General features: G+C 72.0%; 16 protein-coding genes. 3 read left to right on the top strand and 13 right to left on the bottom strand.

Annotated elements, in window-relative coordinates:
- Positions 1-180: 180 nt before the first annotated feature.
- Together ACIP93_RS15830 and ACIP93_RS15825 are read right to left on the bottom strand one after the other, a co-directional pair.
- Complete coding sequence (locus ACIP93_RS15830) at positions 181-984, bottom strand: RNA polymerase sigma factor SigF (RefSeq protein WP_401759103.1); 804 nt, start codon at positions 982-984, stop codon at positions 181-183.
- A gap of 307 nt (positions 985-1,291) precedes the next feature.
- The gene (locus tag ACIP93_RS15825) at positions 1,292-1,552 is read right to left on the bottom strand and encodes a DUF4235 domain-containing protein (RefSeq protein WP_345218428.1); all 261 of its coding nucleotides are present in this window, start codon (positions 1,550-1,552) and stop codon (positions 1,292-1,294) included.
- Between the two features lie 418 nt (positions 1,553-1,970).
- Here ACIP93_RS15825 and ACIP93_RS15820 point away from each other — a divergent pair, with 418 nt between their 5' ends.
- Positions 1,971-2,354, top strand: coding sequence for a DUF2795 domain-containing protein (locus ACIP93_RS15820; protein ID WP_345218426.1), 384 nt, complete (start codon positions 1,971-1,973; stop codon positions 2,352-2,354).
- Between the two features lie 434 nt (positions 2,355-2,788).
- Positions 2,789-4,315: a bifunctional phosphatase PAP2/diacylglycerol kinase family protein gene (locus tag ACIP93_RS15815; RefSeq protein ID WP_401759099.1), complete on the top strand. Its 1,527-nt coding sequence runs from the start codon at positions 2,789-2,791 to the stop codon at positions 4,313-4,315.
- Positions 4,316-4,357: 42 nt separating this feature from the next.
- On the opposite strand, the gene ACIP93_RS15810 is transcribed toward ACIP93_RS15815, so the two are convergent.
- The 11 genes from ACIP93_RS15810 to ACIP93_RS15760 all read right to left on the bottom strand — a co-directional run bounded on the left by ACIP93_RS15810 (position 4,358) and on the right by ACIP93_RS15760 (position 11,225).
- The gene (locus tag ACIP93_RS15810) at positions 4,358-5,404 is read right to left on the bottom strand and encodes a cation diffusion facilitator family transporter (RefSeq protein WP_380837737.1); all 1,047 of its coding nucleotides are present in this window, start codon (positions 5,402-5,404) and stop codon (positions 4,358-4,360) included.
- A 5-nt stretch (positions 5,405-5,409) separates the two neighbouring features.
- Complete coding sequence (locus ACIP93_RS15805; RefSeq protein WP_345219066.1) at positions 5,410-5,667, bottom strand: gas vesicle protein K; 258 nt, start codon at positions 5,665-5,667, stop codon at positions 5,410-5,412.
- A gap of 232 nt (positions 5,668-5,899) precedes the next feature.
- Positions 5,900-6,115 carry a gas vesicle protein gene (locus ACIP93_RS15800; RefSeq protein ID WP_380837739.1) on the bottom strand — a complete coding sequence of 72 codons (216 nt, stop codon included), beginning with the start codon at positions 6,113-6,115 and terminating at the stop codon, positions 5,900-5,902.
- On the bottom strand, positions 6,112-7,092 hold the full coding sequence (locus ACIP93_RS15795) for a GvpL/GvpF family gas vesicle protein (RefSeq protein ID WP_401759095.1): 981 nt from the start codon (positions 7,090-7,092) through the stop codon (positions 6,112-6,114). Before ACIP93_RS15795 ends, ACIP93_RS15800 begins: the two co-directional genes overlap by 4 nt.
- Positions 7,089-7,439, bottom strand: a complete 351-nt coding sequence (locus tag ACIP93_RS15790) for a gas vesicle protein (RefSeq protein ID WP_345218420.1) — start codon at positions 7,437-7,439, stop codon at positions 7,089-7,091. The genes ACIP93_RS15795 and ACIP93_RS15790 overlap by 4 nt, the downstream gene beginning before the upstream one ends.
- On the bottom strand, positions 7,436-8,665 hold the full coding sequence (locus ACIP93_RS15785) for an SRPBCC family protein (RefSeq protein WP_401759735.1): 1,230 nt from the start codon (positions 8,663-8,665) through the stop codon (positions 7,436-7,438). The genes ACIP93_RS15790 and ACIP93_RS15785 overlap by 4 nt, the downstream gene beginning before the upstream one ends.
- A gap of 76 nt (positions 8,666-8,741) precedes the next feature.
- Positions 8,742-9,422: a DNA primase gene (locus ACIP93_RS15780; protein ID WP_401759093.1), complete on the bottom strand. Its 681-nt coding sequence runs from the start codon at positions 9,420-9,422 to the stop codon at positions 8,742-8,744.
- Entirely contained in the window at positions 9,419-9,664 is a 246-nt protein-coding gene (locus ACIP93_RS15775) for a gas vesicle protein GvpG (RefSeq protein WP_345218417.1), read from the bottom strand. The genes ACIP93_RS15780 and ACIP93_RS15775 overlap by 4 nt, the downstream gene beginning before the upstream one ends.
- 4 nt (positions 9,665-9,668) lie before the next feature.
- Entirely contained in the window at positions 9,669-10,385 is a 717-nt protein-coding gene (locus ACIP93_RS15770) for a GvpL/GvpF family gas vesicle protein (protein WP_345218414.1), read from the bottom strand.
- On the bottom strand, positions 10,382-10,801 hold the full coding sequence (locus ACIP93_RS15765; protein WP_345218413.1) for a gas vesicle structural protein GvpA: 420 nt from the start codon (positions 10,799-10,801) through the stop codon (positions 10,382-10,384). Before ACIP93_RS15765 ends, ACIP93_RS15770 begins: the two co-directional genes overlap by 4 nt.
- Positions 10,802-10,844: 43 nt before the next feature.
- Complete coding sequence (locus ACIP93_RS15760) at positions 10,845-11,225, bottom strand: gas vesicle protein (RefSeq protein ID WP_345218411.1); 381 nt, start codon at positions 11,223-11,225, stop codon at positions 10,845-10,847.
- A gap of 93 nt (positions 11,226-11,318) precedes the next feature.
- On the opposite strand from ACIP93_RS15760, the gene ACIP93_RS15755 reads away from it, so the two are divergent.
- Positions 11,319-12,773 (top strand): MFS transporter, encoded by a 1,455-nt coding sequence (locus ACIP93_RS15755; protein ID WP_345218409.1) that lies wholly within the window; start codon positions 11,319-11,321, stop codon positions 12,771-12,773.
- Positions 12,774-12,831: the final 58 nt, after the last annotated feature.

The following is a 12,831-nucleotide window of genomic DNA, read 5'->3' as shown; positions in this document are numbered from 1 at the left end:
GGGGGGCGCGGGCCCCCCGCCCCCCGCCCCCCCCCCCCCCCCCCGCCCCCATTTCCCCCGCGCGCGGGGGCCCCCCCCCCCCCGGGGGGGGGGCCCCCCCCCGACGGCACGGCGGCAGACATGGAGCGGTGGGTGCGCGCGGCACGGGCCGCACGCACCCACCGCGTGCGGGGGCGGGTCTCAGGCGGCTTCCTTCAGCGCCTGCGCCCGCAGCTGGGTGCAGCACCGGGTGATCAGCCGGGAGACGTGCATCTGGGAGAGGCCGAGGTCCTCGGCGATGCTGCTCTGCGTCATGTCCCGGAAGAAGCGCATGTACAGGATCTTCTTCTCGCGCTCGGGGAGCTTGCGCAGGCCGGGCTTGATGGCCTCGCGGTCGACGATCACGTCCAGCGCGGGGTCGACGCCCCCGATGGCGTCGGCCAGCGAGTAGCCGTCGCCGCTGCCGGGGAGTTCGGCGTCCAGGGACAGCGCGCTGAAGGAGTCCAGCGCTTCCAGTCCGGCGAGCGCCTCCTCCTCGGTCATCCTGGCCTGCGCGGCGATCTCGGCGACCGTCGGGGAGCGGCCGGCCATCGTCTGGGCCAGTTCCTGGTGCGCGGTGCGGACCCGGTTGCGCAGGTCCTGGACGCGGCGCGGGACGTGCAGGGTCCACATGTGGTCGCGGAAGTGGCGCTTGATCTCACCGGTGATGGTCGGCACGGCGAAGGACTCGAACACCGCCCCGTGCTGCGGGTCGTACCGGTCGACGGCCTTGACCAGCCCCAGGGCGGCCACCTGACACAGGTCCTCCAGCGACTCCCCGCGGTTGCGGAACCGCCCGGCCAGCCGCTCGGCCATCGGCAGCCAGGCGTTGACGATCTCCTGCCGGATCACCTCGCGCTCACGGCCCTCCGGCAGGCCGGCGAGCCGCCGGAAGGCCTCCGTGGTGTCGGGTGCGTCGTCGTGCGGATGCCGGTGCGGGCGGGTGCGCGGGGTCTGAGTGCGCATCGGATGGCTCCCTGGAACCTCTGTCACGGTGCAGACGGATGGGTGTCACCGTGGGGAGGAGGGGAGCCGGGCCCGGGCTCCGCGCCGAATTCACTCGGAACACGCCCGGAGCACTGTCCACCGCTCCCACGGACGTGCCTCCGGTCCGAAGCACGGGGTTCGCCTGCCCTGGCCCGTCCGCGGCAAACGGGGCGCGGCGGGATCTGTGACGCGGGGCACATCCGGGTGCGGGCGGCCACGACGACGGCGGTGGCCGCCCCGTGGTCGCCGGGGAGGCCACGGCCGTACGGCCGTCGCTGTCGGGGTGTCAGTCCGGCCAGTAGCCGGTGATCTTGCGGACGGCGACGGCGCCGCCGCGCTCCACCGAGGTGCGGACGACGGCGAAGATCGCCCCTTCGAGGGCGACGGCGGGCAGGATCTCGCGCCACGGGCGGTCCCGGTCCAGGCCGTCGGGGGCGTCGTCCTCGCCGGTGACCATCTTCCAGGTCTTGCGGAAGGCGAGTCCGGCGAGCATGCCGCCCGCCATGCCGAAGATCAGTCCCAGTGGCTTGTACAGCACTTTGCCCATGTCAGGCCTTCCTCCCCCGCATCACGTCCAGGGGTGTCGGTTCGCGCTCCGGACCCGCCGCGGGCGGGGGGAGCAGTACGTCTTCGCAGGCCCCGAGCGCGAGTACCGCTCCGGGCACGCGTACGGGCGGCAGCACCGCCAGGGGGTGCCCGGCGCCCCGGGAGGGAGGGGAAGCCCACTCCGGGCGCGGCCCCCGCACACGCCGTCCCTGACGGTTGCGGAATCCGCGCCCGGAGCCCATCCCTATCCCAAGGCGGCCTCGCGGCCGACGTTCGGGTCCCCCGGGGCGCGGATCCCAAACCCGGCGTCCCTCCCGGACAGTCGGCGGGGTACGGGGATCCGGGGCGGGCGGGATGTTTGGGGACCGTGTGTCGGGTACCAGCCCACAACCCCCGAATGAGCTTGGAGTGATGCATTCATGCAGCGAGGCAGCGACCGCGTCAGCCGTAGGCAGGACGACGAGATGAAGCACGAGCTGCAAGGACTGCTGCGGTCCGGACACCCGACCAGGACCGAGGAGTGGCACGACCCCGAGCCGGTCGCGGACGACGACCCGGAACTGGCGTCGGACATGACCCCCCGGCCGGGACTCACGGGCGAGTTCGAGAAGGTCCGCTTCGACCTGGCGCGGCACCTGGGCCGTACCCGCTTCCCGGCGGACCGGGACGCCGTGGTGTCCATGCTGCGCCACGACAACGCGCCCGAGCCGCTGTGCGAGCGGATCTCCGCGCTGGCGGAGGACTCGGTGTTCGCCAACATCCAGGAAGTGGCCGTGGCGGCGGTGCCCGGGGGCGCGCACTGACCGCGGGCCGGGCCCGTCCGGCACCCGCCGCACGTCCGGCGCCCGTCGGCCTCGCACCCCGGCCGGAGAGGCGGCAGGGCCGAAGGAGAAGACCGGGAGGACGGAACCGAACGCAGGCGGCCCACCACCTCGGCAAGGAAGACGCCTTCCCGGTCGGCAGGACCGTCGACACGGGCGGCGCCCGGGTGGACGAGCAGGCCGGGGTCTGCTCGGACGGCCCCGACGCCCTGGTCACCGGCCGCGACCGCGGTGACCTCAAGGCGTTCTGCGGGGCGGCCGCCCCGGTGTCCGCCCCGCAGTAGCCGTGCACGGCGTCGTACCGGGCCCCGCGGAGAACCGCCGCCCGCGCCGTACGACGCCCCGCGCCCGGCCCGCACCTCGCTGCGGGCCGGGCGCCGTCGGTTCGGGCGGGCCGATCAGGGTAACCGGGTGCCATGTCCGATTCCCTGGCGAATGTGCCCCTTCCGTCCCGCGCGCCCGGCGGCCGTGTCACCGACTGGCTCACGGCCCGCGACCATGCCGTCTTCCGTGCCGTCGCCAGCCGGCACTGGCCCGGCGCCGACCATGTGCTGCCCCGGCTGAGCCGCAGCGCCAACCACGGGCTGCTGTGGTTCGGCGCGGCGGCGGGCATCGCCGCGTTCGGCCGCAGCACCCGGGCGCGGCGGGCCGCCGTGCGCGGGGTGGCGTCCCTGGCGGTGGCCTCCGCGACCGTCAACACGGTGGGCAAGCGCTCCGTGCGGCGGGTCCGGCCGGTGCTGGACTCCGTACCGGTGATACGTCAGTTGAAGCGGCAGCCGATCACCACCTCGTTCCCCTCCGGGCACTCCGCGTCGGCGGCCGCGTTCGCCGCCGGGGTGATGCTGGAGTCGAAGGGCTGGGGGGCCGCCGTGGCGCCCGTCGCGGCGGCCGTCGCGCTGTCCCGGGTGTACACGGGGGTGCACTTTCCCAGTGACGTCCTGGTGGGGGCGGCCGTCGGGGTCGGTGCGGCGTTCGCCGTACGGGGCCTGGTGCCGACCCGTGACCAGCTCCCCTCCCCCGGCCGCCCGCACACCGACGCGCCCCGGCTGCCCGCGGGCAGGGACCTGGTGGTCGTCGTCAACAAGGCGTCCGGCAGCGCCGCCGCCAAGGCCGCGCTCGTACGGGACGCCCTGCCCGAGGCGGAGGTCCGCGAGGTGGACCCCGCCGACCTGTGCGCCGAGCTGGACAAGGCCGTCGAGCAGGGCCGGGCGCTGGGCGTGTGCGGCGGCGACGGCACGGTGAACCGGGCTGCGGTGGCCGCCGCCCGGGCCGGGGTGCCGCTGGCCGTCTTCCCCGGCGGCACCCTCAACCACTTCGCGTACGACCTGAACATCGAGACCGTGCAGGACACCTGCCGGGCGGTGGAGGCGGGCGACGCGGTCAAGGTGGACCTGGGGCGTTTCACCCCGGGCCCGAACCCCGACGGCGCCCCCGGATACTTCCTCAACACCTTCAGCCTGGGCGTCTACCCGGAGATGGTCCGCATCCGCGAGCACTGGTCGCCGCGCATCGGCGGCTGGCCGGCCGGTGTGCTCGCCGCCTACGAGGTGCTGCGCAGGGAGCGGCCGCTGAAGGCGGAGGTGCGCGGCAAGAAGCGCGGGATGTGGATGCTGTTCGCCGGCAACGGCCTGTACCAGCGGATGGGCCCCACCCCGGGCCGGCGCTTCGACCTCGCCGACGGACTGCTCGACGTACGCGTGGTGCACGGCGGACGGCTGCCGGGGCTGCGGTTGATACTGGCCGCGCTGTCCGGGCCGCTGAGCCGCTCCCCCTTCCACGCGGCGGGCCGGATGCGGCGGGTGCGGGTCGCCGGGCTGGAGCCGGGAACGCCGCTGGCGTTCGACGGCGAGGTGGTCGAGGCCCCGCCCGCCTTCACGATCGACAAGGCGGACGAGGCGCTGACGGTGTACCGGCCGCTGCCCACCGTGCAGACGGCTCTGTAGCGCCCACTGCCCACCGCGCGGACGGCTCCGTGGTGCCGCTGCCTACCGGGCGGACGGCTCGGTGGTGCCGGACCGTTGCCCGGGGAGGAGTTCGCCGTCGGCGTCCTCGTCCGTGGGGGCCTCGGTGACGTCGAGGAAGACCTGGTCGGCTTCCGGCCAGGTCTTCCGTATGTGCGACTTGATGCGCTCGGAGACCAGCTCGACGCGCTCGCTGTCCAGGCCGGGCATCAGGTCGATGCGGGCGGCGACCAGGGTGGACTCCAGGCCCAGGCGCATGGTGAGCAGGGCGGCGACCCGGTCGATCTCCGGCTGCTCGTCCAGCAGGCCGTGGATGCCTTCGCGCAGCTCCGGGTCGACGGCCTCGCCGATGAGCTGGGCGCGGGCCTCGGAGCCGAGCCGGTAGGCCACGTACACCAGGAGCAGGCCGATGGTCAGCGAGGCGGCGGCCTCGTAGGCGACCTCGCCGGTGGCCATGTGGGCGATCATTCCGGCCATGGCGACCAGGACGCCGACCACGGCGGTGGAGTCCTCGGCGACGACCGTGCGCAGGGCCGGGTCCTTGCCGAGGCCCTTGCCCGGCTGCTTGCGGACCTGCCACAGGGCGCGCACCAGGGAGGAGCCCTCGGCGACCAGCGCCACGAACAGGACGACCAGCCCGGCGACGTAACCGCTGGTGGACTCCCCCGACTCGCCGCCGCCCGGCTCGGTCAGGGCGCCGACCCCCTGGAAGAAGGAGAAGCCCGCGCCGAGCACGAAGATGCCGACGGCGGCGAGCAGCGACCAGAAGTAGCGTTCCTTGCCGTAGCCGAAGGGGTGCTGGCGGTCGGCGGGGCGACGGCTGCGGCGCAGCGCGGCCAGCAGGAAGACCTCGTTTATGCTGTCGGCGACCGAGTGCGCTGCCTCGGAGAGCAGGGCGGGCGAGGACGCGAGGAGCCCGCCGACGGCCTTGGCGACGGCGATGAGCAGATTGGCGGCGAGGGCCACCAGGATCGTGACGCGCGTCTTGCGGTCGGCGGCGCTCTTGTCGGGGCTGCTCTCGGCGGGGCCCGCACCGCCCGGGTCGCGGTGGTCCTTTCCGCTGTCGCTCACCGGGGTCAGTCCCGGGGGAGCAGGGGCCCCAGCGGCCCCAGGTCGATGTTGAGGTCCTCGGGCCTGAGGCCGAACTTGTCGCGGAGGATGTCCATGCGGTCCTCCAGCAGCATCAGCGTCATGCCGATCCGCTCCTCCTGGTCCTCGGTGAGCTCGCCGGTGTCCACGCGGCGCAGCGCCTGGCGCTCCATGAGCTGGCGAAGCAGCTCGACCACGGTCAGGACGAGCTTGGCGAGGTCGCGCTCCACGGTGTCGGCGTCCAGCTCGACCTGCTTGCGGCGGGCCTCGCCGCCGGTGGTCGCGGGGGCCGCGCCGGTGGAGCCGAGGCTGATGTTGCCGGCCCTGCCGGTGGCCACCGCCTCGTCCAGATCGGCGGTGGCGAACTCGGCGCTGGTGGTGGTGCCGGGCATCTGGGACGCGCCGGTGATCTGGTCGATCGTGTCGGCGATGCGGTCGAGGCGGTCGTCGTTCACGCCAGCTTCCTTGCTCTTCATGTCAGTTCATGTCCTCGAAGGGCGACGGGACGTTCTCGCTGACCGAGCTGATGAGGGCGTTGAGGTCGATGCGCACGAGATCGACGTCCGCGATCCGCAGGGTCAGGTCGCCGGAGAGCACCACTCCCCCGCCCAGCAGCCGGTCGAGCAGGTCGACCAGGGCGATCTCGCGCTGCGCGAGGGCGTCGATGTCGTGGTCGTCGGTGTAGTGCGTCATGCCGTGCCGCCCTCGGGTGCGCCGGTGCCGGGAGCGTCGCCGCCCGGGTCGTCGGCGCTCTCCTCGTCGCCGATCCCGGCGAAGGAGTAGGGGGCCCAGGGGCCGGTGAGTTCCACGGTGACGCTGCCGCCGTCCGGCGGGGAGAGCGCCTGCACCTGCTCCACGAAGGCCTCGCTGTCGGCGCGGGGCACCAGGTAGGCGGCGTTGAGCACGTTCTGCCCGGTGCGGCCGGAGATGCGACCGTCCTGGAGGCGGTGCAGCAGGGCGGCCTCGGCGGTCTCGGAGAGCTCCGCGTGGAGCTTGCGGCAGAGCGCGTCGGCGTTGCGGGACTCCCTCTCGCGGCTGCGCTTCTGGGCGAGCCGCTGCTGGAGGTAGCTGCGGCCCGCGCCCGGCTCGTCCGGGGACGGCGGGGCCTTCGGCGCGGCCTCCTCGGGGGCCTTGCGGGCGGCGTTGGCGTACACCTTCACTCCCCACTCGACCCGCCCGTCCAGGCGCTCCAGCGCCCGTACGAACCGGGCCCGGCCGTCCTCCAGCAGGCGGCGCACCCCGTCGTCGTCGCGGCACAGCGTCGCCAGGCGCAGCGGCAGCGGCGTCGTGACGGCGGTCAGCGCCGTGACGACGGCCTGATGGGTGCGGGCGGTGGCGGCGAGCCAGTCGAGGTCTTCGAGGTGGGCCTTCAGGGGCACCTCGTCGAAGTCGGCCGCGGGCACCGGGCTGACCACGGCGACCAGGCCGTCGTGGTGCAGCAGCCGGGGCGGTTCGCCGTCCAGACCGCGCCCGCCCTCTTCGGGGAGAACTCCCTCGAAGGGGCGGGTCACGGCGTAGACATAGCGGAGTTCGGCGGGTCCCGAGGGGTCCTGGAAGGTCTCGTCGGGCCCCAGGGGGCCGGCCGGGCCGGTGGGGGAACCGGCCCGGCCGGCGGATCCGGCGCGTTCGCTGGATCCGGTGCCGCTCGTGTTGCCTGTCATGTCTGTCATGCCTGTTCTGCTTGCCCGTCCTTCGCCTTTTCAAGCTCGGGAGCGGCGGCTTCCAGGTCGGCGATGCGACGCTTCAGCCGTTCGTTCTCCTCGGCGATCTCCCGGCGCCTGGCCCCGGAGGAGAGCGAGGGGTCGTCCTCCCACCAGTCGATGCCCATCTCCTTGGCCTTGTCGACCGAGGCGACGATCAGCCGGAGCTTGATCGTCAGGAGCTCGATGTCCAGGAGATTGATCTTGATGTCTCCCGCGATGACGACGCCCTTGTCCAGGACCCGCTCCAGGATGTCGGCGAGGTTCGCCCCGCCGCCCGACCCGTACGGGTCCGGCATTCTGGCGGCAGTGCTCATCGGTTGTCCTTGTCTGCGGAGTCGGCGTACTCACGCTGCTTGCGCGCGTCCGCGTCGTCTTCGTCGTCCGCGTCGTCCGCGTCGTCAGCCTCGTCCTCGACCAGTTCGGCGTCCTCGTACTCGGCCTCCGGGTCCTCCTCCTCGGCGTCGTCCTCGGCGTCCTCGTCCTCGTCGGCGTATTCGGCCTCGGCCTCGGGCTCGGCGTCCTCCTCGTACTCCGCCTCGGGCTCGCCCTCCTCCTCGGCGCCCTCCTCGTCGTACTCGGCCTCCGGGTCCTCTTCCTCGGCGTCCTCGTCGAGTTCCTCGTCCTCGTCCTCGTACTCGGCCTCGGGGTCGTGGTCCTCGTCCCCCTCCTCCTCGGCCTCCTCGTCGTGCTCGGCCTCGGGCCGGTCGTCGTCGGAGTCCTCGGGGGCGTCGTGGCCCTCCTCGCCCTCGTGGCCCTCCTCCTCGGCGCGGGCCTCCTCCTCCTCGGCGATGGCGTCCTCGTGGGTCTTGACGACCTCGCCGTCCTCGATGGTGCCGCGCCATCCGTCGTCGATGTCGCCCTTCATCGAGATGTGCCGCGCGTAGTTCTTGAGGTCGAGCCGGGCCCGGCGGCCCTGGGCGCGCCAGATGTTGCCGGTCTTCTCGAACAGCCCCTTGGGGTAGTACTCGATGACCAGGCACACCCGGGTGAGGTTGTCGCCCAGCGGATGGAAGGTGACGACGCCCTTCGTGGTGCCCTTGGCGCCCTCGGAGGTCCAGGAGAGCCGGTGGTCCGGCAACTGCTGGGTGGTGTGCGCCTTCCAGCTCCGGTTGGACCAGAAGACCTTGAGCTTCCAGTCCGACGTGGTGTCGTCGGCGGTGGTCGCGCTCTTGACGCCCTTGGCGAAGGAGGAGAAGTCCTCGTAGCGGGTCCACTGGTCGTAGGCCACCCGGACCGGCACGCCGACGTCGATGGTCTCCAGGATGACGGTGGGCTTGCCGCCACCGCCGCCCTTCTTGCGCTTGCCCTTGCCGCCGAACAGGCCGGAGAACGCGTCCTTCGCCTTGTCCTTCACATGACCGGCGCCGAGTTCCACCGCGGTACGCATCGGGCCCTTGCCCTCCGCGATCTTCCGGCCGCCGTCCAGGGCGAGCTTGGCGAAACCGGGGCTGTTGCCCTCGGCTATGTCGTTCAGCTTGTTCGTGGACTCGCCCAGCTTGCGGCCCGCGCCGGTCAGGATGCGGGTGACCTGGGCGGCCATGTAGGCCTGCGCCTCCTGCTTGAGGCGGTCGGTGATGTCGGGATCCGGCTTCAGCGAGCTCGCCGCGCCCTTGAGGTCAGCCACGGTTCTGGCCCCCCTTCGCGGTACCCGTCCTGCGGGCCGCGGTCTTCTTCGCGGTGCCGCTCGCGCCGGAGGCGGTCTTGCGGGCGCCGCCGGCCGCCTTCTTCGCCGTGCCGCCACCGGTCTTCTTCGCGGTGGACGAGGCGGTCTTCCGGGCCGTGCCCTGCTGCCCGGCGGAACGGGTGCCGCCGGTGGCCTTCTTGGCCGTGCCCGAGGAGGCCTGCTTGCGGGGGCGGGACTGGCGGCGCGGTTCGTCGCGCTCCTCCTCGGCCTCCGGCTCCTCGTCGTACTCCTCTTCGTCTTCGTCCTGGCCCTTGCCGCCCTTGTCGCCCTTCAGGCTGCTGATGTCGGGGACGACCCCGGCGGCCTTGTCCTGGACGTTCAGGGTGCGGTCGTGCAGCTTGTCCGCGAGCCCGCTGAGCTGGCGGTTGATGATCGCGCCGGTGGCGGCCTTGCCGACGCCGCGCATGTCCTCGCGGAGCTGGTCGCCCATCTCCTTGAACTGCGGGTTGTTCTGCAACTGCGAAGAGGCGAAGTCCATCAGCGCCTTCGGACTCAGCTGCAGCTTCTTGCCGGCGACGAACGTGCCGACGGCGAAGGCGAACTTCAGCTTCTTCGTCCGCCCCAGCAGATAGCCCGCGCCCACGGCGAGCCCCAGTCCGAGCCTGTTGTTCATTGTCCTTGCATCCCCTTCTGCTTCTGCTCCAGCCTGTCGAGGAGCGAGTCCTCCAGCCGGTCGAATTCGGCCTCGTCGATCTCCCCGGCCTCGAGGCGCTCCTCGAGGGCGCGGAGTTCGGCCTGGATGGCCGCCGGGTCGTAGTACTGCTTCTCCGCCTCGTCCACCACCTTCCGCAGCACCCAGCCGGTGCCGCGGACGGGGGCGAACGGCAGCAGAAGCAGCTCTCCCAGGAGCCCCACGGGGCTACTCCACGAAGCTGTACGGGGGCAGCGGGCCGTTGACCTGGAGCACCAGGTGCGGGGCCTCCCGCTGGAGGGCGTCGACGGCCTCGACGAAGTCGGCCGACTTCTCGCGCTCGACGAGGAAGGACACGTTGGCGAGCCAGCCGGTGGACTCCGGACCCGGGTTCGTGTCGACGGCGGCGCCTTCGAGGGACTGGTGGACCAGCTTCCCGTCGGACTTCTCGCGCTGCTGCACCGCGGCCACGACCCGTTCGCCCAGGGCGAGCTTCTGCTCGTACGTGCCGCCCCCCGCGGCCCTGTTGGCCTCGTTGAGGGTGCGCAGCTCGGCGTCGGAGGCCAGCACCTGGTGGAGCACGGCCTCCTCGTCGTGCGTGGCCTTCACGTTGTACTCGACCTTGCCCTCCAGGGCGTCGAGCCGCTCCAGGTAGTGCTTCTCGCGCTCGCCGAGGACGTTCTTGACCGTCTCGTCGTCCGCCGAGACGCTGCCGAAGCGCATCGGCAGGACCGCGCCCTGTGCGCCGGCCTCGGACAGCACGCTCTGGTGGGCGAGCAGGTCCCGGCGCTTGGGGCGCAGGTTCTCCGGCGCCTCGCTGACCAGGGCGGTCAGTTCACCGGTCTTGATGGCGTAGACCGGCTGCGGCGGATCGCCGACGCCGCCCATCTCCTCGGGGAGCGCGGGATGCGACGCCCGGGTGATGCCGTAGACGTACGTGCTCATTCCTGCTCCTCCTTACGGCGCGTCGTGGTGCGCCGGGCCCGCGGCTTGGACTGGGTGCTGCCCTCACGGGCTTCCTGGAACGCGCCGGAGATGGTCTCGGCGGCACCGGACAGGGCGCCCTTGGTCTTGCCGGACGCGCCCTTCTCCATCATGTCGCCGGTGATGTCGGTCAGCCCCGAGGGCTTCTTCGCGCCGGTCTCCAGGTCGAGGCGGTTGCAGGCCTCGGCGAAGCGCAGATAGGTGTCCACGCTGGCGACCACGACACGGATGTCGATCTTCAGGATCTCGATGCCGACCAGGGACACACGGATGAACGCGTCGATGACGAGCCCCCGGTCGAGGACGAGCTCCAGGACGTCGTAGAGGCCGCTGGTACCGCCGCCGCCTCCACCTTGCTGTGCCGGAACAACGGACATGTCGCCCGAGTCTCCTTCTCTGTTGGGTGCGCGGGGGCCGGTGCTACTTCTTGTCGGCCTGTCCACGCGCATAGCGGCCGACGCGGCGATATCCGGTGAGCTCGCCGTCGGGGTCCAGCTGGACCTCGTACGAAGCGAGCAGGCTCATGGTGTCGGGGACGCGCTCCAGTTCGAGCACCTCCACGCGCAACACCCAGCCACCCTCGATCTGCTCGAACGAGGACACGGATTCGGCGGGCATGCCGGTGAGTTCGGAAATCTGCTCGCGCGCCGCGCGCAGGACCTGCATGGGTCCCGGCTTCTTCGGCGGCTGCGCGGCAGGCTTCTCGTCCTTCGCGGCCTGCTCTCCGCTCTGCTCTTCGCGCTGTTCGTCGTCGGCCTTGGACGGGGTCTTCTTCGTGGTGTTCTCAGATGTGTTTGCCATGTCTGCCTCGGAGGAGCGGGTAACCGCACACGTCTGGCGCAAACCCTCCCGAGGAGAGAGTTGTTCGAATCACGCCGGGGTAACCGTCGCGCCATGACAACCACAGACAGCAGAGAGTTCCCGGAGGTCCGCACGCGCATTCCGGCGCGGCTGGACCGGCTCCCGTGGTCCCCCTGGCACTGGAGGATCATCATCGGCCTCGGCACGGTGTGGATCCTCGATGGCCTGGAAGTGACCATCGTCGGCAACATCGTCGTGCGGCTGGCCGAAGAGGGCAGCGGCATCGCGATCACCACCGCGCAGGTCACCACCACCGCGGCCGCTCTCTACGTGGCGGGCGCCTGTGTGGGCGCGCTGGTCTTCGGCCGGCTCACCGATCTCTTCGGCCGCAAGAAGCTGTTCCTCATCACGCTGGCGGTGTATCTCGTCGCGACGGCGGCGACGGCCTTCTCGGAGTCGGCGTGGTTCTTCTTCCTGTGCCGTTTCGTCACCGGGCTCGGCATCGGCGGTGAGTACGCGGCGATCAATTCGGCGATCGACGAACTCATCCCGAGCCGGCTGCGCGGCCGCATCGACCTGATCATCAACGGCACGTTCTGGGCGGGCGCGGCGCTGGGCGCGCTGGCGTCGGTGGTGCTGCTGAACACCGACGTCTTCCCCAAGGACGTGGGGTGGCGGCTGGCCTTCGGCCTCGGCGTGGTGCTCGGCGTGGCGATCCTGCTCGTACGACGGCACGTGCCGGAGAGCCCGCGGTGGCTGATGGTGCACGGGCGGGAGGAGGAGGCCGACCGGATCGTCAAGGAGGTCGAGCAGAAGGTCCACGACGAGACGGGGTCGCCGCTGCCGGAGCCGGAGGAGGAGATCACCGTCCGCCAGCGCGGGTCGATCGGCTTCCTGGAGATCATCCGGACGGTGTTCTCGCAGTACCGCAAGCGGGCGGTCCTGGGCCTGTCGCTCTTCGTCGGGCAGGCGTTCCTCTACAACTCGATCACCTTCGGGTACGCGGTCATCCTGGAGAAGTTCTTCGGGGTGGGGACCGGGTCCGCCGCGTACTACTTCGCGGTGATCTGCGTGGGGAACCTGCTGGGGCCGCTGCTCCTGGGGCACTTCTTCGACTCGGTGGGGCGGGTGCCGATGATCGCGGGCACGTACATCCTGTCCGGGGTGCTGCTCTTCGGCACGGCGATGCTCTTCCAGAACGGGGCGCTGACCGCGACGACGATGACGGCGTGCTGGTGCGTGGTGCTCTTCTTCGCGTCGGCGGGGGCGAGTTCGGCGTACCTGACGGTCAGTGAGGTCTTTCCGCTGGAGACCCGGGCGATGTGCATCTCGTTCTTCTACGCGGTGGGCACGGCGCTGGGCGGCATCACCGGGCCGATCCTCTTCAACGGGCTGGTCAGCAGCGGGAAGCCGGCGGACACGACGCTGGCGTTCTGCATCGGGGCGGCGCTGATGGTGGGGGCGGGGGTGGTGGAGGCCTTCCTGGGCGTGAAGTCGGAGCGCAAGTCGCTGGAGTCGATCGCGGAGCCGTTGAGCGCGGTCCGCTAGGCGGCGGGGTTGTGGGCCGCTCGGGCGCGGGGCGGCGGGGGGGCCGGGGGGCTCGTGG

It is taken from the genome of Streptomyces sp. NPDC088745 (assembly GCF_044751045.1).
Lineage (GTDB): Bacteria > Actinomycetota > Actinomycetes > Streptomycetales > Streptomycetaceae > Streptomyces > Streptomyces cremeus.
Note: the sequence above shows the minus strand (reverse complement) of the source record. Positions and strands in the feature narration are given on the sequence as shown.